The organism is Haloarchaeobius iranensis (assembly GCF_900103505.1).
In the GTDB taxonomy this organism is placed as follows: domain Archaea; phylum Halobacteriota; class Halobacteria; order Halobacteriales; family Natrialbaceae; genus Haloarchaeobius; species Haloarchaeobius iranensis.
On the sequence record NZ_FNIA01000001.1, the window covers coordinates 163,245 to 183,090 of the forward strand.

The window sequence follows — 19,846 nt, forward strand, 5'->3', positions numbered from 1 at the left end:
AGTGCAGCAGCGACCCGGTGGTAGGATGCGCGTAGTCGCCAAGTTCGGGGGGACGAGCCTCGGCAGCGGCGACCGCATCAACCGGGCCGCGGACTCGGTCGCCAGCGCGGTACGCGAGGGCCACGAGATAGCCGTGGTCGCCAGTGCGATGGGGAACACGACCGACGAACTGCTGGACGACATCACGTTCGAGGCCGACGACGCCGACCGGGCGGAGATCGTCAGCATGGGCGAGCGCACCTCCGTGCGGATGCTGAAGGCGGCACTGACCGCCAGGGGCATCGACGCGCTGTTCCTCGAACCCGGCCACCCGGAATGGCCGGTCATCACGGACGAGCACGGGGAGGTCGACGTCGAGGAGACGACGAAGCGTGCGGCCGAACTGGCCGAACAGCTCGACGGCGTCGTCCCGGTCATCACTGGGTTCCTGGCGGAGACACCCGACGGCTCCATCGCGACGCTCGGACGCGGCGGCAGCGACACCACCGCGGTGATGCTCGGCAAGTACCTGGACGCCGACGAGGTCGTCATCGTCACCGACGTCGAGGGCGTCATGACCGGTGACCCGCACGTCGTCGAGGGGGCGCGAAACGTCGGCCAGATCTCCGTCGACGAGCTCCGCAACCTCTCGTTCCGGGGGGCCGAGGTCGTCGCACCGTCGGCGCTCTCGTACAAGGACGACGAGCTGGCGGTCCGCGTCGTCCACTACCAGCACGGCGACCTGCTCTCGGGCGGAACGAGCATCACGGGCGAGTTCAGACACCTGGTCGACCTCCGCGAGGAACCGCTGGCCTGTGTCACGGTGGCCGGGCGGGCCATCCGCAACCAGTCCGGCGTCTTCCACCAGCTCGCATCGTCGCTCGCCGAGTCGGGTATCAACGTCGACGCCGTCGCCAGCGGCATGGACACCGTGACGTTCTACGTCGACGAGGACGAGTCCGAGCGCGCCGAGAACATCCTGCATCGGGAGGTCATCGACGACGAGATGCTCTCCTCGGTCACCGTCGAGGACGGCCTCGCGGTCGTCCGGGTCACCGGCGGGGAGCTCCCGAACGAGCCCGGCGTCATCAACGATATCGTCTCCCCGATGGCGGAGAACGGCATCAACATCCACGAGCTCATCACCTCCGCGACGAGCGTCGCCATCGTCGTCGCCTGGGACGACCGCGAGGCGACACTGGAGATACTCCAGGAACTGTACTGACCGGCGGTGTCGTCCGATACCGGTCGGTCACGGAACACTTTTCACCCGTTAGTGGCAACTTGTTGCCATGAACGGAACCGAACGTCTCGGACCGTTCCGTCGTGGTACCGAGCGCTTCACCATGGTCCTCGTGCTCCTCGCCGTCGCCAGCGCGTCGGTCGCCTACGAGGTCGGCAGCGTTCTGGCCGGTGCCCCGCTGGACCTCGCGTGGGTCGTCCCCGTCGTCGGCTGCTGTCTCACCTGCATCGCCGGACTCGCGGCGACGGAACGCGACGAGGAGTAAGCGAGCCCCTCGGTTTCGCCGGCTGTCGAGGCCCACCAGCGGCGCGTCCGGGGTCTCGTGGGCCCGTCGTCGTCGGTCCAGCGGATACATCTGTCTCCCGGTGCCCGTCTCCGTACACTCACCCGTCGTTCTGTCGTTCGACTCGCAGACAGCGCCAACTAGGACTTTCACGCTCTCGCTCCTCTATGTGGCCATGACAACCTACAAGTCGAAGATGGTGGAGCCGATTCACCTGCCGGCACGCGAGGAGCGAGCGGCCAACCTCGAGGACGCGGGCTACAACCTGTTCAACCTCGACGCCGACGACGTGTTCGTCGACCTGCTCACCGACTCCGGGACGGGGACGATGTCGGCCGAGCAGTGGGCGGCCATGATCCGCGGCGACGAGGCCTACGCCGGCAGTTCGAGCTTCCGGAAGCTCGAAGACGCCGTAGCGGAGGTCATGGGCTTCGACCACGTCGTCCCTGCCCACCAGGGCCGCGGCGCGGAGAACGTGCTCTACGGCACCATCCTGGAGGAGGGCGACGTGGTGCTGAACAACACGCACTTCGACACGACCAGAGCGCACGTCGCGAACCAGGGCGCGGAGGCCGTGGACTGCCCCGTCCCGGAGGCGAGCGAGTTCGACAGCGAGGGCGAGTTCAAGGGCAACTTCTCCGTCGACGAGGCCCGGCGCGTGGTCGACGAGGTCGGTGCCGAGAACGTGCCGGCGGTCATCCTCACCATCACGAACAACTCCGCCGCCGGCCAGCCGGTCTCCGTCGAGAACACCCGCGCGGTCCGCGAGTTCTGCGACGAGATAGACGCCACGTTCGTCCTCGACGCCTGCCGGTTCGCCGAGAACGCCTACTTCGTCCGGAACCGCGAGCAGGAGTTCGCCGACGCGACCGTCGCCGAGGTCGCCCGGGAACAGCTCTCATACGCCGACGTCGCGGTCATGTCCGGCAAGAAGGACGGCCTCGTCAACATCGGCGGCTTCGTCGCCTGCCGCGACGAGACGCTGTACGAGCACGCCAAGCAGCGCGGCATCCTCTACGAGGGCTTCTCCACCTACGGCGGGATGTCCGGTCGGGACATCGAGGCGATGGCGGTCGGCCTGCGCGAGGCCGTCGAGGAGGACTACATCGCCGACCGCGTCGAGCAGGTCCGCTTCCTCGGCGAGCGCATGGCCGAGCAGGGTATCCCCGTCTTCCAGCCCGTCGGCGGCCACGCGGTCTACCTCGACGCCGGCGAGTTCCTTCCCCACATCCCGGCCGAGGAGTTCCCCGGCCAGGCGCTCGCCGTCGAGATATACCGGGAGGGCGGCGTCCGCTGCGTCGAACTCGGCAGCTTCGCCTTCCCCGACAGCGACCGGCCAGAACTCATCCGGATGGCGGTCCCGCGCCGGATGTACCACAAGGAGCACATCGAGCACGTCGTCGAGACAGTCGCCGCGGTCTGGGACCGTCGCGAGGAGATCGGCGGCTACGAGGTCGTCGACGAGCCGCCGATGAAGGAAATTCGGCACTTCTCGGCCGAGTTGGCTCCTTTGGGCCGTGTTTAGACGCTCCAAACCAGCCTCGTTAACGGCAAGACTGGGGGAATACTGTGTTCGAGACGATGAAAGGAGCCAATCCGTTCGGGCGACCTCGGTGTCTGAATTGTCCTACTGAGGGATTGTCCCTTCACGAACTCCGTATTCAGCGGAGACTGTCGGTACTTAGTCGATTCACCAGCTGAGATCGCGCTTTAGTGACCCGCTCTATCGCGTCTAAACACGCCCCCGTGAACTCGTCCTGAAATGCGCCGTCAGAAACATCGAACTTAGTGTCAGCGGCTCATACCTGTGAAATCACGCGTCTGAACAAGGCCCAGTAACAGTAAACAATTATGCAGGCATGAGGGTAGTTCCAGATCGGACTTCGGACCCATCTAATCGGGTCGTGTACGCTAACTACGTACACACTTGGGAAGGGATCGAAACAAGCGCAATCGCGTTTACTTCTGCTCCTCCATATTTCGAGGTTGGGGTAACGGATACAAACTACAAGTGGAAGACCCCTGCTGAAGCATCAATTTCGGAGGATGAAACGGAGACCATCGGCTGCTGTTAATTAACCAAACTCTCCGTAATCTTTGCTCAGGCTTGGATATCCAGCTTCAGAACTCCTCACCGCCCGTCCGCCAGTCGCGCCCCGATCCGCTCGGGCAGCCCGGCCTCGCGCACCTGCTCCTGAACCATCTCGATGTCGTACGCCACCCGTCGTTCCTCGATCTCACCAGCGTCCATGTCGAGAACAGCGTAGGCCGCACGGGGGTCGCCGTCCCGCGGCTGGCCGACGCTGCCGGGGTTCATCACGATGCCCTCGTCGTAGCGTTCGTGGTGCTGGACGTGGGTGTGGCCCATGACGAGGACGGCCTCGCCCCGCAGCAGGTTCGACGAGAACTCGTGGGTCCGGGTGTAGTGGTCGGGGTCGTCGGGGTGGCCGTGGACGAGCTTGACGTCGCCGTCGCAGGCGCGACGCTCGGTCGGGAGGTCGGCGAGCCAGTCCAGCTGGGCGTCGGTGAGCTGTTCGCGGGCGTACTCGACGCCGGCGCGGGCCATGTCGTTGAACCGGAACGCGGTGTCGGTGACGACCGCGCGGTCGTGGTTCCCCGAGACGGTGGGGACGTCGCGGCCCGCGAGCTCGTCGACGCACTCGCCGGGGGCGGGACCGTAGCCGACGACGTCGCCGGCACAGAGCAGGCCGTCGACGGGCGGCATGTCGTCGAGCACGGCACGGAGCGCCACCGCGTTGGCGTGCACGTCGGAGATGACGCCGAAGCGCATACCTCCAACCGAGTGGCTCCCGGCCGTTCAATCCACCGGTGGGACCGGTTCAGGCGTCCAGGCTCGCCAGTGCGAAGCCGTCGCCGTCGCGGACGAGGCCGGCGGCACAGACGGCGTGCTCGAACTCCGCGTCGAGCACCTCGCGGGCGGCCGCCTCGGCGTCGGTCGCGTCGAGCGTGTAGGCCTCCGGCGTGTCCATCTCGTAGGTCGCGACGAGCGTCGGCTCGTCGACCGCGCGGACGAGCAGCGCGTCCCGGCGCACGATGCCGACGAAGGCGTTCTCGTCGCCGATGACCCCGGCGATGCGGGGCGTGTCGTAGTCGTCCTTCTCGTAGTCCAGCGAGAGCAGCGCGGTCGCCAGCGCGTCGCGGGCCGGGTAGCCCATCGCCAGCTTCTCGGCGACGGGGTCGACGTGCGAGCCGTTGCCCAGCACCGCGCCGGCGTCGGTCACGCGGACGCAGTTGTACGCCACGTACGGGTTGTCCGTCTCCGGGGCGTCCGCCGTGGGGCCGACGGTCAGCGTGTCGTCGTCACGGCGCGAGATGGTCCGGTTCGGGAACGAGCGCGAGGAGACACGGTACGCGCCCACGTCGGGGCCGACCACGAGGAATCGTCCGATGTACATACACGGACGTGGGTAATTCGACGGTAAGAAGCCGTCGATATATGCACGTACCGTGCCACTTCGACCCGGTCCACGGCCGGTGGCCAGCGTCGAACGGGGACGCTTCAGAGCTCGACCGGCGTGGTCGGCTCGTCGCGGTCCGGGTCGGCCCCACTGTTGGGCAGTTGCGTTGGATGAACCGAGTGGATGGGACGCGGCTCGCGCCGGGGTCCGGCGGTCGCCAGGGTGCGTCCGGAGAGCCGGCGCTTCTGGACCGATGACCACCGGCTCGGCCGTTCAGTCCTCCGAGACGCCCTCGACGACCTCGGTGCGGACCACCGCGAGGTCGCCGTCGAGTTCGACCAGACAGCTGTCGCCGTCCGCGTGGAAGCGCACGTGGACGCACCACGGGTCCCGCGAGACGTACTCGACGTGCTCGTCGGTGACGTACTGGCTCACCTCCCAGTACGGCCGCTCGCGGAGCGAGATGCCGCGCTCCCTGTGGAACGCCTCGACATCAGGATGCCGGGACGCGAGCGCTCCGAAGGAGGTCATCGTCCGGCGGCCACAGACCGTGCAGTCGAACACCGCCAGGGCGTCGTACCGGATGGACTCGTGGACGTCCTCGGTGACGGAGGGCTCGACGACGCCGCCACAGTCCCCGCAGAGGCCCTGGGCGGCCTGCTCGGTTCCGAGCCGGGACCACCGGTCGAAGGCGTCGACGACCTCCTCGGGGTCGCGCTCTCGGACGACCGTCGGCGGCATCCGGACGGCGAGGACCGTCGCGTCGCAGCCGGCGCAGGTGACGGTGAACCGCTCGTCTTCGTAGGCCGCCGACAGCGCGCTCGCCCCGCAGTCGATGCACTCGCCCGCGATGTCGAACGGCTCGAGCCGCTGTTCGTCGGTGTATCGACCGGCGGTGACCGCGCGGGCGAGCCGTCGCCCCGCGGCCGTCAGCTCGTACCCGTCGTCCGCCTTCGCGACGAACCGAGGCCGGAGCTGTTTGAGGTGGTAGTTGAACTTCGCGCTGTCGCGCACGTCGACCCGGCGGTGCAGCTCGGCGAACGCGAGCGGCGTCCCCCGCGCCTCGTGGAGCGCGTCGAGGATCGCGAGGCGGCTCGCGTCCCCGAGCAGCGAGAACGCGTCGGCGGCGTCGCGTGCACTGTCCGGCTCGTCGGCTGCCATCGCCGGAGCTAGTCGCGGAACCCACAAAAAACTCCGCCAGCGCCGCCTGCGTCGGGGGAACGGGGTCCTGTGGGGTGCTACAGCCCCGCCGTCTCGCTCTCGCCGATGGCCTCGACCACGAGTTCGGCCACGTCGACGACCTCGATGTCGTCCTCGAAGCCGCCGGTCTTCCGGCCGTCCTCGTACATCGTCATGCACATCGGGCAGGCGACGACGAACTTCTCGACCGCCTGGCCGGCGTCGGTGTCCTCCAGGGCCTCGCGGAGGCGCTCCTCGCTGGGCTTTTCCTCCTCGTCCAGCTCCATCCAGAGGCCACCGCCGCCGCCACCGCAGCAGAACGAGTCGGACCGGTTGCGCGGCATCTCGTGGAGCTCGCAGCCCGTCGCCGTCACGAGCTTGCGCGGGGCCTCGTACTCGTCATTGTACCGGCCGAGGTGGCAGGGGTCGTGGTAGGTGACGGTGTAGTCCAGCTCGTTGCCCGAGAGCCCGAGCTGCGGGACGAGCTCCTCGACGACCTGCGTCCAGTGGTAGACGTCTATCTCGCCGTCCGCGTTCCAGGTGCCCTCGTAGTCGAACGGCATCACGGGGTCGTCCGCGAACTCCTCGAAGTCGACCTCCGGGTACTCGTTCTTGATGGTGTTGTACGAGTGCGGGTCCGTGCAGACGATCTTCTCGAACTCGCAGTCCTCGAAGGACTCGACGTGGTGGCCCGCCAGCTCGATGTAGAGGAACTCCTCGCCGACGCGGCGGATGTCGTTGCCGTCGTACTTCTCGTCGTCGAACAGGATACCGAAGCTCACGTCGGCCGCGTCGAGGATGGTCGCCAGCGAGCGGGCGACCTTCTTGTTGCGGTCGTCGAAGCTCGGGTAGTCGCCGACGTACCAGAGGTACTCGACCTCCTGGTCGCGGGCGTCGGGCACGTCGACCTCGACGTCGTCGGCCCAGTCGCCGCGCTTTCTGTTGGGGTCACCGAAGGTGTTGCCCTTCTGCATCACGTTCTGGAACACCTCCTGCATCGAGGGCTGTATCTCGCCGGCGTCGGTGAGCTCGCGGTTCATCCGGGTGAAGCTCTTGAGGTGCTCGATCTCGACCGGGCAGGCGTCCATGCAGGCCATGCAGGACATGCAGGACTCCATCGTCTCGGCCTGGATGACCGAGGAGCCGCCGTCGGCGACGATGGTCTTCTCGTCGCCGCCGGCTTCGAGGTTCTCCCGGTACTGCTTCAGGTCGAGGATGACGTCACGCGGGTCGAGGTTGCGGCCGGAGGCCTTGGCCGGACAGACCGAGGAACAGCGGCCGCACTTCGTGCAGGCGTCCTGGTCGAGCATCTCCTTCCACGAGAAGTGGTCGATGCTCGCCGCGCCCGTCTCGGCGTCGAGGTCCGCCGGCACCGAGGGGAGGCGCTTGCCGGCCTTCTCGTCGCGAGTGACGACGTTCGCGAAGCTCGATATCATGTGGAACGGCTTCGCGAACGGGATGAGCGCGATGAAGCCGAACGCGAGCAGGGCGTGGCTCCACCACAGTGCGGGGTAGAGGTCGGCGGCGAGACTCGGGGAGACGCCGACGGCCTGGAACGACCGCGCGCTGAACCAGCCGACGAAGCTCACGATCTCGTACTCCGGCATCGAGGTGCTGCCCGCGCCGTCGCCGAGGATGCGCAGGCCCTCGACGACGTAGCCGCCGACGCCGAGCAGGAAGAGGGTCCAGACGAACAGGGTGTCCTCGGTGCTGGTGTGCTTGCCCCAGAGCCGCTCGTTGCGCACCCAGTAGCGCCGGTAGATGGCCATACCGACGCCGACGACGAACAGCAGCCCCATCGCGTCCATCACCAGGGAGTAGGAGAGGTAGAACGCCCCCGAGAGGAACGGCTCGTTGCCGAGTGCCTTCTGCCAGAAGTCGATGTCGATACCGATGATGATGGTCCCGATGAGCAGCGTCAGGAAGCCCCACATGATGAACGTGTGCATCAGGCCCCCGTACATGTCGCGGTTGAACTGCTTCTCGTTCGTCGCGACGATCTTCGTCGCCTCGACGACCCGACTCGCGATGTCGTCCGTCCGGTCGAACCAGTCCTCCGCGCCGCGCGTGTACCGCGTGAACCGCCGGTAGACGCCCCAGCCGAACGTCAGCAGCGCCATCGCAGCGAAGAAGTAGAACAGTATCTCCTGGACGTGCCCGATCTGCCAGAACGTCTCCCGTCCGGGGGTCTGTAACGGCGGAACTGTCATAGTCTATCACCCGGACGACGAAGGCTTAAATCTTGCCACACCTGCCCGATATCATCCCGCCGGCGTCTTGCGGGAATCTCGAACAGGTTTCCAGTTTACCGTCGGCTGACTGCCGTCCGGCGATTCCGCCCGAGGTGACCGGCGGCGGTCCGGACCCCAACCAGTTGACCGCAGTCTTTTATAGGCCGTCCGCGTAATTGTGTCGCCACGATGGACAGAAAGACGGAGGAGCTGCGCGATATCTTCATGGACGTGGCCGAGGGGGAGACGGTCACGGAGTCACAGGAGGAATCGCGCGGGTCGCTCGCGGACAGGGGTGACGTCGGCCAGCGCCTCTCCGACGTCATCACCGGGATGCGCGAGCGGTACGCGTTCCGGGCCGACTTCGACGACGAGGCGCTGTGCGCCCTGGTGCGTGGCTTCTACGACGGCGAGACCGACGCCGAACTCGCGCGCACGCTCGACGTCTCTCGACACACCGTGTTCCGGGCGCGGATGGACCTGCACCTGCTCCGCGAGAGCGACCTCGACGCGCCGTTCGACCTCGACGTCCTGCGCGAGAGGCTCGCGGACGAGGACCCGCTGACGGAGGTGGCGGACGACCTCGGCGTCAGCGCCTCGACGGTGCGCCGCTACCGGGACGCGCTCGCCGCACGGAACGAGTCCCGCGGTGCGAACGACCGGTATCGCGCCGAGTTCGACAGCATCCTCGCGGACAGCGACCTGACGGGCGGGCTCACGGACGATGTGAAGAACGACGGGCTCGACGAGGCGACGGAGGACGCCGAGGTCGACGTCTCATTTTAAGTAGCAAGCCGGGGCCAGAGCGGTCGTGCTCGCGTTCAGCGACCTCCGAGAGGCGACGTACTGTCCGCGCAAGCTCTACTACGCCCGCCGCGCCGACCGGACGGTCCCCGACGAGGTGACGGCGGTCCAGGAGCTCGCTCATCGGTACGACGACGTCCTCGAGGGCGACTGCGACGACGAACTCGCGGGGCTTGCCGCGCTGCCACCGCCAGCGTACCGCGAGCAGCTTCGGCGCACCGCCGAGCGCTGCGCCCGGTTCGACGCGCTCTGCGAACCCGCCGACCGGGACGTACTGCTGACGGGCCGGGACTGTCGCGGCATCGCCGGGAAGGTGCTCGCCGGCCCGCCCGAGCCGTCGCTGGTCTCGCCCGGCGAGCCCCCCGAGAACGGCGTCTGGGAGCCGCACTCGGTGTGGGCGGTCGCGGCGGCCAAGGCGCTCGCGTGGGAGCGCGAGATCCCCGTCGAGCGGGCGTACGTCGAGTATCCGGCCCACGGCGTCGTCCGCAGCGTCGACATCACGGCACGGCGGACGGCGGCCTACCGGCGGGCGATGCGGACGGTCGAGGGTATCGACGGTCCGCCGCCGCGACTGCGAAACAGCGCGAAATGCGAGTCCTGCGAGTACGCCGACACCTGCGGCGTGCGGACGCGGTCGCTCAGCTCGCTTCTGGGGCTGTAGCCCGGTGCCTGGCGGTCACTCCGCCACGGGGACGAACACGTCGAGCGTCTCCCCGGGGGTGGTGGGGTCGAAGTCGGGCCCGTAGTACTCGAACGCGGGGCCGTCGCCGTGCTCGTACGCCGCCGACGGGAACCACTCGTCGTACACGCGATCCATCAGCGTCCCGATCTCGTCGAGTCGGGCCGTGAACACGGCGTAGGTCCCGCCGGGTATCTCGACGTGCTCGAGCGATGCTGGGGTGTCCGTCTCGTCCGACGGCTCGACCCCGGCGAGGTACGTGAACGAGCCGGTCCCGGCGTCGAAGTCGAACAGGACGCCGAACGCCTCGTCGGAGTTGATGCGGTCGGTGTACGCGCCGTGTCGTCGCTCGAAGTCGCTCCAGTGCGCGCCCAGGTCGGCTTCGTCGGTCGCACGCGTCGTGAGCCCGACTACGGTGAACGCGTCACGGTGGACCATTCGTGGGTCGTCGATGGTGGTCATGCGGCAACTACGGGTTCAGTCGACTTGACGGTTGTCGCCTCGGCCGGGGACGCCCTCGTGGTCGTCACGTCCGGTCGAGCCACGCGTCGATGGGGTCAGCGAGCGCCCCACGCCGGTGTATCTCGCCGCGCTCGACATCGACGACGGTGCTCTCGGTGCCATCGGTCGGTCCGTCGTCGACGACGTGGTCGACGTGTTCGAGGAACGCGCCGTCGAGGTCGGCCGGGTCGGTGACGCTGGGCCGTCCGCTCAGGTTCGCGCTCGTCGCCGTGACTGGCGTCCCGGCGGTCCGGTACAGCGCCAGCGCCGTCGCGTGGTCGGGCACGCGGACGCCGACCTGTTCGCGGCCGGCGGTCAGGACGTCGGGGACGTGCTCGCGGCGCTGGCAGAGCACCGTCACCGGCCCGGGCAGGAACTCGTACATGAACTCGGTCTCGCGGTCGGTCGCCTGCACGTGCTCCGTCGCGGTCTCGACGTCGGGGACGCCCAGCGAGACGGGCTTGTCGCGGGCCCGTTCCTTCGCCTCGAACACCATCTCGACGGCCTCGGGGTCGAGCGCATCGGCACCGAGTCCGTACACCGTCTCGGTGGGATAGACGACGAGGCCGCCCTCGCGGAGGACCTCGCCCGCGTGTGTCACGTCGGTCATGGCGGGAGCTACTGGGGGGAGGCGTAAAAGCGTGTCAGAACCACGACCACCCGGGTCCTACAGCGCCTCGAGCGCGGCCTCGACGTCGTCGTAGTCGGGGAACTCCGGCCACTCCTGGCTGGCCCAGGCGTACTGGACCGTCCGGTCCGCGTCGACGAGGAAGACCGCGGGCCGGAACTCGGTGACGCCGGCCATCCCGTCGAGGTCGTGCTCGATGCCGTACTCGGCGGCGACGCCGGCCGCGGGGTCCGAGAACAGCGCGTGGTCGATGTCGCGGTCCTCGATGAGCCGCGTGTGGGCGTACGGGTCCGACACGGAGATACCGACGACCTGCACGTCGAAGCGCTCGCCCCAGTCGCGGTCGCGGATCTCGTTCCACGTGTACGTCGCCGGGAACGCGCCGTTCATCGTGTGGGCGACGAGCAGCACCGGGCCGTCGTCGGTCAGCGCGGAGAGGGAGACGTCCTCCCAGTACTCCTCGTTCACCAGCGGACGGGTGAAATCCGGGGCCGTCTCGCCGGCCTCGACGTGGTCCGTCTCCGGCAGGTCGACGACGTCGAACCCGAGGTCCATCAGGCCTCACCCCCGTAGGTCGCGTGGAGATAGTCGACGATGTTCGCGCTCTCGGTCATCGTGACGCCCGTGTTCTCGTCGACGATGGCCGGGACCGTCCGCTTGCCGGAGACACGCTTGACGACGTTACGACGGGAGTGTCGCGGTTCGACGAACCGCGAGCTGTAGTCGAGGTCGTACTCGTCGAGCACGCGGACGACGCGCTCGCAGAACGGGCACGCCTGGAGCCGGTAGAGCGTGATGGCTGGGCCGTCTGACATACCCACCGGTACGTGCGACGCGTCCGAAAGGCCTTCGCTCGCGGCAGTCACCCGGTTCGAACCGGCCGAACCGGTCAGGAAACAAGAAAAGAGTTAATCCCGGGGGCGACCAAGGCTCACTGTCGAATGGGTTCATTGCTTAGTCTCGCGTCCGTGGAGCTCCCCGCACTGTACGAGGTGCCACTGCTCGGTATCGAACTTTCGCGGGACATCATCGGGATTCTCGGCGCACTGTCGATCCTCGTCCTGCTCGGGCTGTCGGCCTTCTTCTCCTCCTCGGAGATCGCCATGTTCTCCCTGGCGAAACACCGCATCGACGCCCTGGTCGAGGACGGCAACCCCGGTGCACGGACACTGGCCGGACTCAAGAAGGACCCACACCGGCTGCTGGTGACGATTCTCGTCGGGAACAACCTCGTCAACATCGCGATGACCTCCATCGCGACGGGACTGCTCGGCATCTACCTCGACAGTCAGGCGCTGGCGGTCGCCGCGTCGACGTTCGGGATCACCGCGCTCGTCCTGCTGTTCGGCGAGAGCGCGCCGAAGAGCTACGCCGTCGAGAACACGGAGTCGTGGGCGCTGCGCATCGCCCGCCCGCTGAAGTTCTCCGAGTACCTCCTGCTCCCGCTCATCGTCCTCTTCGACTACCTCACCCGGCTGGTCAACAAGGTCACGGGTGGTCGCTCCGCCATCGAGACCTCCTACGTGACCCGCGACGAGATACAGGACATGATCGAGACGGGCGAGCGCGAGGGGGTCATCGAGGAGGACGAGCGCGAGATGCTCCAGCGCATCTTCCGGTTCAACAACACCATCGCCAAGGAGGTGATGACGCCGCGGCTGGACATGACCGGCGTGCCCAAGGACGCCGCCATCGACGAGGCCATCGAGACGGCCATCCACTCGGGCCACGCCCGGGTTCCGGTGTACGAGGGCAGCCTCGACAACGTCATCGGCGTCGTCCACATCCGCGACCTCGTCCGCGATAACAACTACGGCGAGACGGAGCCAGAGGAGATCGAGCTCGAGGACCTCATCCAGCCCACGCTGCACGTGCCCGAGTCGAAGAACGTCGACGAGCTCATGGCCGAGATGCGCGAGAACCGCATGCACATGGTCATCGTCATCGACGAGTTCGGCACCACCGAGGGACTGGTGACGATGGAGGACATGATCGAGGAGATCGTCGGCGAGATACTGGAGGGCGAGGAGGAAGAGCCAATCGAGTCCGTCGACGACGACACCTTCCTGGTCAAGGGCGAGCTCAACATCGAGGACGTCAACGAGGCGATGGACATCGAGCTCCCGGAGGGCGAGGAGTTCGAGACCATCGCCGGCTTCATCTTCAACCGCGCGGGCCGCCTCGTCGAGGAGGGCGAGCAGATAACCTACGACGGCATCCAGATCACCGTCGAGCAGGTCGAGAACACCCGCATCATGAAGGCTCGCCTCGCTCGCATCGGTACCAGCGACGGCGAGCCGGGTGACGACCCCGACGCCAAGCCGGGCGACGACCCCGACGCCGAGCCGGACGAGCTCCAGCCGGAGTAGCCGGCTCGGTCCCGACGGGCGCGCGATTCGGTGGTCAGCCGTCCCGGACCGTAGCTGTTTCCAGCAACGAACAGTTCAAACGTCGCTCTGTTCCCGGACAGGGGCCAGCGACGCGCCACCGCCCGGAAGGCGGTCCTCGGCGGTTCCGGACGGGGCGTCGTCGCGCTTCACGACTGTCCCGAGCGACGGTCCCCGCTCAGAGCAGCAGCGCGTCGACGGCCGCGAAGCCGGCGTACGCGACCGCGAACGAGAGCGCGAGCGAGCCGACCCACGCGAGCACCGTCTTCACCATCTTCTCGCGGCTGACGCCGCTCCCGCCGGCCGCGTAGCCGCTGCCGATGATGGCGCTGACGATGATCTCGTTGAACGAGACGGGGATGCCGAAGAAGATGGCGATCTGCGCGATGGCGAAGCTCGGGATGAGCGCGGCGATGGAGCGGCGCGGCCCGAGCGAGGAGTAGTCCTGCGAGAGCGCCTTGATCATCCGTGGCGCGCCCGTCCACGAGCCGACGAGCAGGCCCAGGCCGCCGCCGACGAGCACCGCAACGAGGGGGACGTCGAACTCGGAGAGCAGCGGCGCGAGCGGTCCGACGGCGAGGCCGACCTGGCTCCCGCCGGCGGAGAACGCGACGAGCCCACCGAGGGCGAGCAGGAACCGGCGCTGTGCCGCCGCCTGGTCGCGCGAGATGTCCCACGCGAGCGCCAGTGCGATGCCGGCGGCGACGAGGAGCGTGACGACCACCGTCGCGACCAGTTGCGGGCCCGGGAGCGACGGCGCGATGGCCGCCGCCAGCGAGGCGCTCTCGCCGGGCGGTCCGAGCAGGACGAACTCGACGTTCGCGAGGAGGGCACCGACGAGGCCGGCCAGCACCGGGACGAGCAAGCTCTCCTCCAGTGCGTCGCCGCGCAGCGCCCGTGCGGTCGTGTACGCCGCACCGCCGCCGAGGAACGGCGTCAGGATCCACAGTGTCGATATCTCCGCGTACTTGGCGAACTGCGGCGTCCCCCCCATCGCCAGGCCGACGCCGACGACAGCGCCGGTGACGGTGAACGCGGTGGCGATGGGGTAGCCCGTGAAGATGCCAACCGCGACGAGCACCGCGGCAACGAGCAACGCCACCGTGGCCGCCTCCGCGGAGAGTGTGGTCACCTGCCCACCGATGAGCTCCTTCCCGACTGCCTCGGTGACGCCCTGCCCCTGGAGCACCGCGCCTGCGAACCCCAGGATGCCGACGAAGAACCCCGCCCGCATCACCGAGATGGCGTTCGCGCCGACCGCCGGTGCGAACGGCGTCGAGCCCGAGGAGCCCGCGCCGATGGACCACGCCATGAACAGACTCGCCAGTCCCGCGACGAGGAACGTCGCGACCGTCGCGGTTCCTACCATTGCTCGGAGCCTCGGCTGGGTACTTTAAGACGGTGTCGCCTCCCGGCCGTCGCTGCTGGTTCGTGTGTCCGCCGCTGCTGCCGGCGTGACAGCACTCCGGCCAGGCAACCCGAACCGCGCTGCCCGCTCGCGAGTTGCGCCGCTCGCCAGGGGAACCGTCCAGAGTAGCGTCGGGGGCGGTCAGTTCGTCGAGGGCTTCGACCGGTCCTCGGACGGCGGCGGCTCGACGCCCTCGGCGGCCTCGACGTGCGTGGTGTCCTTCTCGACGTCGACGTGCCAGCGGTCGACGGTGTCCTCGTACTCGTAGAGGCGGTCGCCGACCTGCGCTTTGATCTCCTCGTCGTTGATGTTGACCTCGAAGATGAACTCGTCGTCCTCGCCGGCGGACTGCTGGAGGTTCGCGCTGACGAGCTCGTTGTCGAAGTAGTACGGGGCGAGCTGGGTCATCACGCGCTGGTAGACGGTGTCCTCGACCTTGCGGAGCGCCTTCCGACCGACGGAGTCGGCGGCGCGGGCGACGTACTCGATGGACTCGTTCCACTTGTCGACGGCCGAGTCGGTGTCACCGTTTTCCAGGTTCTCGTAGGACTGCGAGAGCTTCTCCCCGGCGGTCTGGACGTCCTCGTTGGGGTCCTTACCCGCCTTCTCGCCCTCGCCCTCGTCGACGCTGGCCTGCTCGGCGGTCTTCTCGCTGACGTCCTCGTCGATGTCCTCGGTGACCTTCGGTCGCCACTCGTTCCACTCGGCGAAGGCGTCTGCCTGTTCGCCGTCGTTCACGTCGAGGTCGCGTAGTGCTCTGGTGACGCGCTCGCCGTGTTCGACGACCTCGGGCCAGGTCCCGCGGATCTTGAACCCGGAGATGCTCTCTTCCATCGGCTTGCACCGGCCTATGCCCCCATCACTGATAAACTTTCCAGGGAGTCACGGGGTAGCAGGGCGCGAATCGAACGATTTTACAGGTTCGGCCGCGCTGGTGGGTGTATGACCATCGAAGACCGTGGCGACGCGTACCTCGTCACCCACGCACTGGCGACGGACACGCTCACGAAGCTCCGCAGCGTCGAGACGGAACAGGTCGCGTTCCGCAAGGGCCTGGTCAAGCTCGGCCGAATCTGTGGCTACGAGATCATCGACGGCCGGATGGAGACGCAGTACGTCGAGGTGCAGACGCCGCTGGAGAAGACGATGGGTGAGCGCGTGAAGGGGCTGGACGACGTGGTCATCATCAACGTCCTGCGCGCCGCGACGCCGTTCGTCGAGGGGCTGCTGAAGGCGTTCCCGCGCGCTCGCCAGGGCGTCATCTCGGCCTCGCGCGACGAGGAGGCGGGGCGCAACGAGGACGGCGAGTTCCCCATCACCATCGACTACGTGAAGCTGCCGGAGATCAACGAGGAGGACACCGTCATCGTCGCCGACCCGATGCTCGCGACGGGTTCGACGATGAACGCCGTGCTCGACCACGTCACCGAGCAGGCCCCCGACCCGGAGCACCTCATCGTGCTCTCGGCGGTCAGCGCGCCCGATGGTCTCATCCGCGTCGGCGAGCAGTTCCCCGAGGCCGACCTGCTCACCGTCGCTATCGACGACCACCTCGACGACAACGGCTTCATCGTCCCCGGGCTGGGCGACGCGGGCGACCGCGCGTTCCGGACCACGTGAGGACCTGAACGTCTTTAACCACCCGGTGCGACGGTCCGCCCATGACCGAGGACCCGTGTGACGACTGCGGCGAGCCAGTCAGCGACGCGCTCTCACGGACCGTCCAGCTGGCGGTCGACCGCACGCAGATTGACGCACAGCGGCTCTGCCCCGACTGTTTCGCGGACTGGATCGACCGCTACCAGCACGAGATGGGGACCGACGAGGGCTCGTCGGTCGACATCGACGACGACGATATCATCGTGGACTGAACCCCTTCACTTCGTGTCGAACACGCCCGCTTGCGTCGGGGGCGGCGTGGAATTTCTCCGGGCGAAACGACCCGTTAGTGTGCTCTGTAGCCGACGGAAGCGCTACTGTGTGAAAGTATAGCATCCATGTGGACGCGGATTCGAACCCCTCCGTTTCGGCTCCGAACCACACGACTGAGTGGCGGTGCCGGGTGAAATTCTCCGCGCGAAACGCACCCATGTTTGGCAATAGTTCACTTGGACGGTGGTCACGGCGGGGTCCGTGCGCCGTAGCCGGCGACGGCCGCGAGCGCGGTGTTTCCGTCGCCGCTCGAGCGCTCGCGTCGGCGGGTACACCTTTAGTCTAGCCGCTCTGAAGGTACACAAAGAAACCAGAGGACGACATGTCAGATACCGCCGACACAACCACCGTCCTCCACGTCGACGACGACCCGGCGTTCACCGAGCTCGTCGCGACGCAACTCGAACGGGAGGACGAGCGGCTGACCGTCAGGACGGCGACGAGCGCAGCCGACGGCCTGGCACTGCTCGACGACGGCGACGTGGACTGCGTCGTCTCCGACTACGACATGCCCGGACAGAACGGCATCGAGTTCCTGGCGGCGGTCCGTGAGCGTCACGGGCCGCTCCCGTTCGTCCTCTACACGGGGAAGGGCTCGGAGGAGGTCGCCAGCGAGGCTATCTCGGCCGGCGTGACGGACTACCTCCAGAAGGGCACCGGCAGCGACCAGTACACCATCCTCGCGAACCGCATCGGGAACGCCGTCTCCGCCCGTCGGTCGGCCGACGAGGCGGAGCGACGGCGGCGACGCCTCGAGGAGACGACCGCCCGGCTCGAGGTGCTGTTCGAGGACTCCCCGGACATGGTCAACGTCCACGACGCGTCCGGGTCCATCCTCGACCCGAACGCGAAGCTCTGCGAGGCGACCGGCTACGAGCACGACGAACTCACCGGGATGAAGGTCTGGGAGCTCGACCGGACGCTCACTCCCGCCCAGGCGGCCAACATCTGGGAGGAGATGGCCGTCGGGGACAGCCGTCGATTCGAGAGCACCTACGAGCGTCGCGACGGCTCGACGTTCCCGGTCGAGGTCCACCTGAAACGGCTCGACCTGGAGGGGGCCGACCGGTTCGTCGCCATCAGCCGCGACGTCTCCGAGCAGCGGGCGCGCGAACGACAGCTGGAGCGCAGCGAGCATCGGTACCGCGCTCTGGCCGGGAACCTGCCGAACGGAGCGGTCCTCGTGTTCGACACGGAGCTCCGCTACCTGAGCGCGGACGGCGGCCTGTTCTCGCGTCCGGGCGTCGACCGGGAGACCTACGTCGGCAACCGGGTCGACGAGGTGTTCGAGGGCGAGACGCGCGCGACCAAGCGGGAGATGTACGAGGCGACGCTCGACGGCGAGACCTGCCAGCGACGGGTGGCGTACGAGGACCTGGTGTTCAGGGTGTACACCATCCCCGTCCGGGACGACGGGGGAGCCGTCTTCGCGGGCATCGTGATGACCCAGGACATCACCGAGCGCGTCGAACGAGAACGGAAGCTGGAGCAGCTCCGCGAGCGCACTCAGGAGCTGATGTACACGGAGACGGTCGAGGAGAGCACCGGCTACGCCGTCGCGGCAGCGGACGAGATCATCGACGCCCCGCTGAGCGGCATCCACCTCCTGAGCGACGACGGGTCGGCACTGGAGGCGGTCGCCGTGGCCGATTCCGTGCCGGACGTCTTCCCCGACCCGCCCCGGTTCGAGCGGGGCGGCGCCCCCGGTTCGCGGGCGGCGCTCGTCTGGGAGGCCTACCGGAGTGGCGACCCGGTGTCCGTCGACTCCCTCTCGGACTCCGACCGGGTGACCGAGGAGAGCCCGGCGGAGAGCGTCGCCGTCTACCCGCTCGGCGACCACGGAGTGTTCATCATCTCGTCGAAGGCCCCGCAGGCGTTCACCGACACCGACCGGCTCCTCGCGGAGATACTCGCGAACAACCTCGAGGCGACGCTCGACCGCGTCGACCGCGAGCAGACGCTCCGGACGCGGGAGAACCGCCTCGGGCTGCTCCACGAGGCGACGCGCGACCTCATCCGCGCGGACTCGACACGGGAGGTGACCGAGCGCATCGCCGAGGCCGCCGAGGAGATACTCGGCTTCTCGCTCACGGTCGTCCGGCTGTACGACGCCGACGAGGGCGGGCTCGTCCCGGTCGCACAGACCGACCAGGTCGACGACGTGCTGCCGGAGCGCCCCCTGTATACCCCCGACGACGACAGCGTGAACTGGGAGACCTACGAGTCGGGCACGGTCCGCATCATCGACGACATCGAGACGTTCGACGACGTGGCGGACAAGGGCACCGGCCTGCGGAGCGTCATGCTGCTCCCGATGGGCGAGTTCGGGACCATCTCGGTCGGCGAGACCGTGCCGCGAGCGCTCGACGACACCGACGAGTTCCTGGCGCGTATCCTGGCTACCGCGGGGGAGACGGCGCTCCAGTCCCGGGCACAGCGGGCCGACCTCCAGTCGCGCCAGGCGGCACTCCAGCGCCAGAACGAGCGCCTGGAGGAGTTCGCGAGCGTCATCAGCCACGACCTGCGCAACCCGCTGAACGTGGCGAGCCTGAACCTCGAGCTGGTCGCCGAGGAGTGCGACAGCGAGCACCTCGACGGGGTCGAGCGTGCACACGACCGGATGGCGGCGCTCATCGAGGACCTCCTGACGCTCGCCCGGGAAGGGCAGACGCTGAGCGAGGTCACGAACGTCGAGCTGGCACCGCTCGTGGCGAACTGCTGGCGGAGCGTCGATACGCGCGGCACGTCCCTCGTCGCCGAGACGGACCGGACGATCCGGGCCGACCAGGCGCGACTCCGACAGCTGTTCGAGAACCTGTTCCGGAACGCGGTGGAACACGGGAACCCGGGCGACGGGCACGACGCCGCCGCCACCGGTTCGCAGGACGCGACGACCGACGGGGACGGGTCGGCGACCGACGCCGGGCTGACGGTGACCGTCGGGGACTTGCCGGACGGGTTCTACGTCGCCGACGACGGACGGGGTATCCCCGAGTCCGCGCGTGACCAGGTGTTCGAGACGGGGTACTCGACGAGCGCCGACGGGACGGGCTTCGGGCTCAGCATCGCCGAGCAGGTCGCAGACGCGCACGACTGGTCGATACGGGTGACAGAGAGCGAGGCCGGCGGTGCGCGGTTCGAGTTCACCGGTGTCGAGACCGCGACCGAGTAGC

Annotated in this window: 19 protein-coding genes; 9 read left to right on the forward strand and 10 right to left on the reverse strand. The window is 68.0% G+C overall.

Translation table 11 applies throughout. The features are described 5' to 3' along the window. Positions 1–25: 25 nt before the first annotated feature. The 3 genes from BLT27_RS00715 to BLT27_RS00725 all read left to right on the forward strand — a co-directional run bounded on the left by BLT27_RS00715 (position 26) and on the right by BLT27_RS00725 (position 3,030). Positions 26–1,204, forward strand: a complete 1,179-nt coding sequence (locus BLT27_RS00715) for an aspartate kinase (protein ID WP_089731109.1) — start codon at positions 26–28, stop codon at positions 1,202–1,204. A gap of 67 nt (positions 1,205–1,271) precedes the next feature. Further along, complete coding sequence (locus BLT27_RS00720; protein ID WP_089731110.1) at positions 1,272–1,487, forward strand: hypothetical protein; 216 nt, start codon at positions 1,272–1,274, stop codon at positions 1,485–1,487. A 193-nt stretch (positions 1,488–1,680) separates the two neighbouring features. Continuing rightward, entirely contained in the window at positions 1,681–3,030 is a 1,350-nt protein-coding gene (locus BLT27_RS00725; protein ID WP_089731111.1) for a tryptophanase, read from the forward strand. A gap of 606 nt (positions 3,031–3,636) precedes the next feature. On the opposite strand, the gene BLT27_RS00730 is transcribed toward BLT27_RS00725, so the two are convergent. The 4 genes from BLT27_RS00730 to BLT27_RS00745 form a co-directional block, all read right to left on the reverse strand. Then, positions 3,637–4,296 (reverse strand): metallophosphoesterase family protein, encoded by a 660-nt coding sequence (locus tag BLT27_RS00730; RefSeq protein WP_089731112.1) that lies wholly within the window; start codon positions 4,294–4,296, stop codon positions 3,637–3,639. Between the two features lie 49 nt (positions 4,297–4,345). Continuing rightward, complete coding sequence (locus tag BLT27_RS00735) at positions 4,346–4,921, reverse strand: IMP cyclohydrolase (protein ID WP_089731113.1); 576 nt, start codon at positions 4,919–4,921, stop codon at positions 4,346–4,348. 276 nt (positions 4,922–5,197) lie between these two features. Continuing rightward, a complete protein-coding gene (locus BLT27_RS00740; protein WP_089731114.1) occupies positions 5,198–6,085 on the reverse strand; it encodes an ArsR/SmtB family transcription factor in 888 nt (295 codons plus the stop codon). Between the two features lie 77 nt (positions 6,086–6,162). Continuing rightward, a complete protein-coding gene (locus BLT27_RS00745; RefSeq protein WP_089731115.1) occupies positions 6,163–8,313 on the reverse strand; it encodes a heterodisulfide reductase-related iron-sulfur binding cluster in 2,151 nt (716 codons plus the stop codon). A gap of 210 nt (positions 8,314–8,523) precedes the next feature. On the opposite strand from BLT27_RS00745, the gene BLT27_RS00750 reads away from it, so the two are divergent. Beyond that, positions 8,524–9,120, forward strand: coding sequence for a helix-turn-helix domain-containing protein (locus BLT27_RS00750; protein ID WP_089731116.1), 597 nt, complete (start codon positions 8,524–8,526; stop codon positions 9,118–9,120). Positions 9,121–9,145: 25 nt separating this feature from the next. Further along, complete coding sequence (locus BLT27_RS00755) at positions 9,146–9,799, forward strand: Dna2/Cas4 domain-containing protein (protein ID WP_089731117.1); 654 nt, start codon at positions 9,146–9,148, stop codon at positions 9,797–9,799. Positions 9,800–9,814: 15 nt separating this feature from the next. Here BLT27_RS00755 and BLT27_RS00760 read toward each other — a convergent pair whose 3' ends face one another. From BLT27_RS00760 to BLT27_RS00775, 4 genes are all read right to left on the reverse strand, one after another. Beyond that, on the reverse strand, positions 9,815–10,279 hold the full coding sequence (locus BLT27_RS00760) for a GyrI-like domain-containing protein (protein ID WP_089731118.1): 465 nt from the start codon (positions 10,277–10,279) through the stop codon (positions 9,815–9,817). 64 nt (positions 10,280–10,343) lie between these two features. Continuing rightward, positions 10,344–10,928 (reverse strand): L-threonylcarbamoyladenylate synthase, encoded by a 585-nt coding sequence (locus BLT27_RS00765; protein ID WP_089731119.1) that lies wholly within the window; start codon positions 10,926–10,928, stop codon positions 10,344–10,346. A gap of 57 nt (positions 10,929–10,985) precedes the next feature. Next, complete coding sequence (locus BLT27_RS00770) at positions 10,986–11,501, reverse strand: redoxin domain-containing protein (protein WP_089731120.1); 516 nt, start codon at positions 11,499–11,501, stop codon at positions 10,986–10,988. Next, positions 11,501–11,761 carry a glutathione S-transferase N-terminal domain-containing protein gene (locus BLT27_RS00775; protein ID WP_089731121.1) on the reverse strand — a complete coding sequence of 87 codons (261 nt, stop codon included), beginning with the start codon at positions 11,759–11,761 and terminating at the stop codon, positions 11,501–11,503. The genes BLT27_RS00770 and BLT27_RS00775 overlap by 1 nt, the downstream gene beginning before the upstream one ends. A 126-nt stretch (positions 11,762–11,887) precedes the next feature. Between BLT27_RS00775 and BLT27_RS00780 the strand changes: the two genes are divergently transcribed. Continuing rightward, positions 11,888–13,315, forward strand: a complete 1,428-nt coding sequence (locus tag BLT27_RS00780; RefSeq protein ID WP_089731122.1) for a hemolysin family protein — start codon at positions 11,888–11,890, stop codon at positions 13,313–13,315. 196 nt (positions 13,316–13,511) lie between these two features. Here the strand turns inward: BLT27_RS00780 and BLT27_RS00785 are convergent, their stop codons facing one another. Continuing rightward, positions 13,512–14,702 (reverse strand): inorganic phosphate transporter, encoded by a 1,191-nt coding sequence (locus BLT27_RS00785; protein ID WP_089731123.1) that lies wholly within the window; start codon positions 14,700–14,702, stop codon positions 13,512–13,514. Positions 14,703–14,882: 180 nt separating this feature from the next. After that, positions 14,883–15,575, reverse strand: coding sequence for a DUF5828 family protein (locus BLT27_RS00790; protein ID WP_089731124.1), 693 nt, complete (start codon positions 15,573–15,575; stop codon positions 14,883–14,885). A 108-nt stretch (positions 15,576–15,683) separates the two neighbouring features. On the opposite strand from BLT27_RS00790, the gene upp reads away from it, so the two are divergent. The 3 genes from upp (at position 15,684) to BLT27_RS00805 (ending at position 19,845) form a co-directional block, all read left to right on the forward strand. After that, positions 15,684–16,361 carry a uracil phosphoribosyltransferase gene (upp, locus tag BLT27_RS00795; RefSeq protein ID WP_089731125.1) on the forward strand — a complete coding sequence of 226 codons (678 nt, stop codon included), beginning with the start codon at positions 15,684–15,686 and terminating at the stop codon, positions 16,359–16,361. Between the two features lie 41 nt (positions 16,362–16,402). Next, positions 16,403–16,612 (forward strand): DUF7569 family protein, encoded by a 210-nt coding sequence (locus BLT27_RS00800; RefSeq protein WP_089731126.1) that lies wholly within the window; start codon positions 16,403–16,405, stop codon positions 16,610–16,612. Between the two features lie 383 nt (positions 16,613–16,995). After that, positions 16,996–19,845 carry a hybrid sensor histidine kinase/response regulator gene (locus tag BLT27_RS00805; protein ID WP_089731127.1) on the forward strand — a complete coding sequence of 950 codons (2,850 nt, stop codon included), beginning with the start codon at positions 16,996–16,998 and terminating at the stop codon, positions 19,843–19,845. Position 19,846 lies beyond the last annotated feature (1 nt).

Coding starts and splice junctions, on each gene's coding strand:
- BLT27_RS00745 (WP_089731115.1), bottom strand. CDS start 8,313: ATGACAGTTCCGCCGTTACAGACCCCCGGACGGGAGACGTTCTGGCAG.
- BLT27_RS00780 (WP_089731122.1), top strand. CDS start 11,888: ATGGGTTCATTGCTTAGTCTCGCGTCCGTGGAGCTCCCCGCACTGTAC.
- BLT27_RS00730 (WP_089731112.1), bottom strand. CDS start 4,296: ATGCGCTTCGGCGTCATCTCCGACGTGCACGCCAACGCGGTGGCGCTC.
- BLT27_RS00770 (WP_089731120.1), bottom strand. CDS start 11,501: ATGGACCTCGGGTTCGACGTCGTCGACCTGCCGGAGACGGACCACGTC.
- BLT27_RS00765 (WP_089731119.1), bottom strand. CDS start 10,928: ATGACCGACGTGACACACGCGGGCGAGGTCCTCCGCGAGGGCGGCCTC.
- BLT27_RS00760 (WP_089731118.1), bottom strand. CDS start 10,279: ATGACCACCATCGACGACCCACGAATGGTCCACCGTGACGCGTTCACC.
- BLT27_RS00775 (WP_089731121.1), bottom strand. CDS start 11,761: ATGTCAGACGGCCCAGCCATCACGCTCTACCGGCTCCAGGCGTGCCCG.
- BLT27_RS00800 (WP_089731126.1), top strand. CDS start 16,403: ATGACCGAGGACCCGTGTGACGACTGCGGCGAGCCAGTCAGCGACGCG.
- BLT27_RS00740 (WP_089731114.1), bottom strand. CDS start 6,085: ATGGCAGCCGACGAGCCGGACAGTGCACGCGACGCCGCCGACGCGTTC.
- BLT27_RS00725 (WP_089731111.1), top strand. CDS start 1,681: ATGACAACCTACAAGTCGAAGATGGTGGAGCCGATTCACCTGCCGGCA.
- BLT27_RS00715 (WP_089731109.1), top strand. CDS start 26: ATGCGCGTAGTCGCCAAGTTCGGGGGGACGAGCCTCGGCAGCGGCGAC.
- BLT27_RS00785 (WP_089731123.1), bottom strand. CDS start 14,702: ATGGTAGGAACCGCGACGGTCGCGACGTTCCTCGTCGCGGGACTGGCG.
- BLT27_RS00735 (WP_089731113.1), bottom strand. CDS start 4,921: ATGTACATCGGACGATTCCTCGTGGTCGGCCCCGACGTGGGCGCGTAC.
- BLT27_RS00720 (WP_089731110.1), top strand. CDS start 1,272: ATGAACGGAACCGAACGTCTCGGACCGTTCCGTCGTGGTACCGAGCGC.
- BLT27_RS00805 (WP_089731127.1), top strand. CDS start 16,996: ATGTCAGATACCGCCGACACAACCACCGTCCTCCACGTCGACGACGAC.
- upp (WP_089731125.1), top strand. CDS start 15,684: ATGACCATCGAAGACCGTGGCGACGCGTACCTCGTCACCCACGCACTG.
- BLT27_RS00790 (WP_089731124.1), bottom strand. CDS start 15,575: ATGGAAGAGAGCATCTCCGGGTTCAAGATCCGCGGGACCTGGCCCGAG.
- BLT27_RS00750 (WP_089731116.1), top strand. CDS start 8,524: ATGGACAGAAAGACGGAGGAGCTGCGCGATATCTTCATGGACGTGGCC.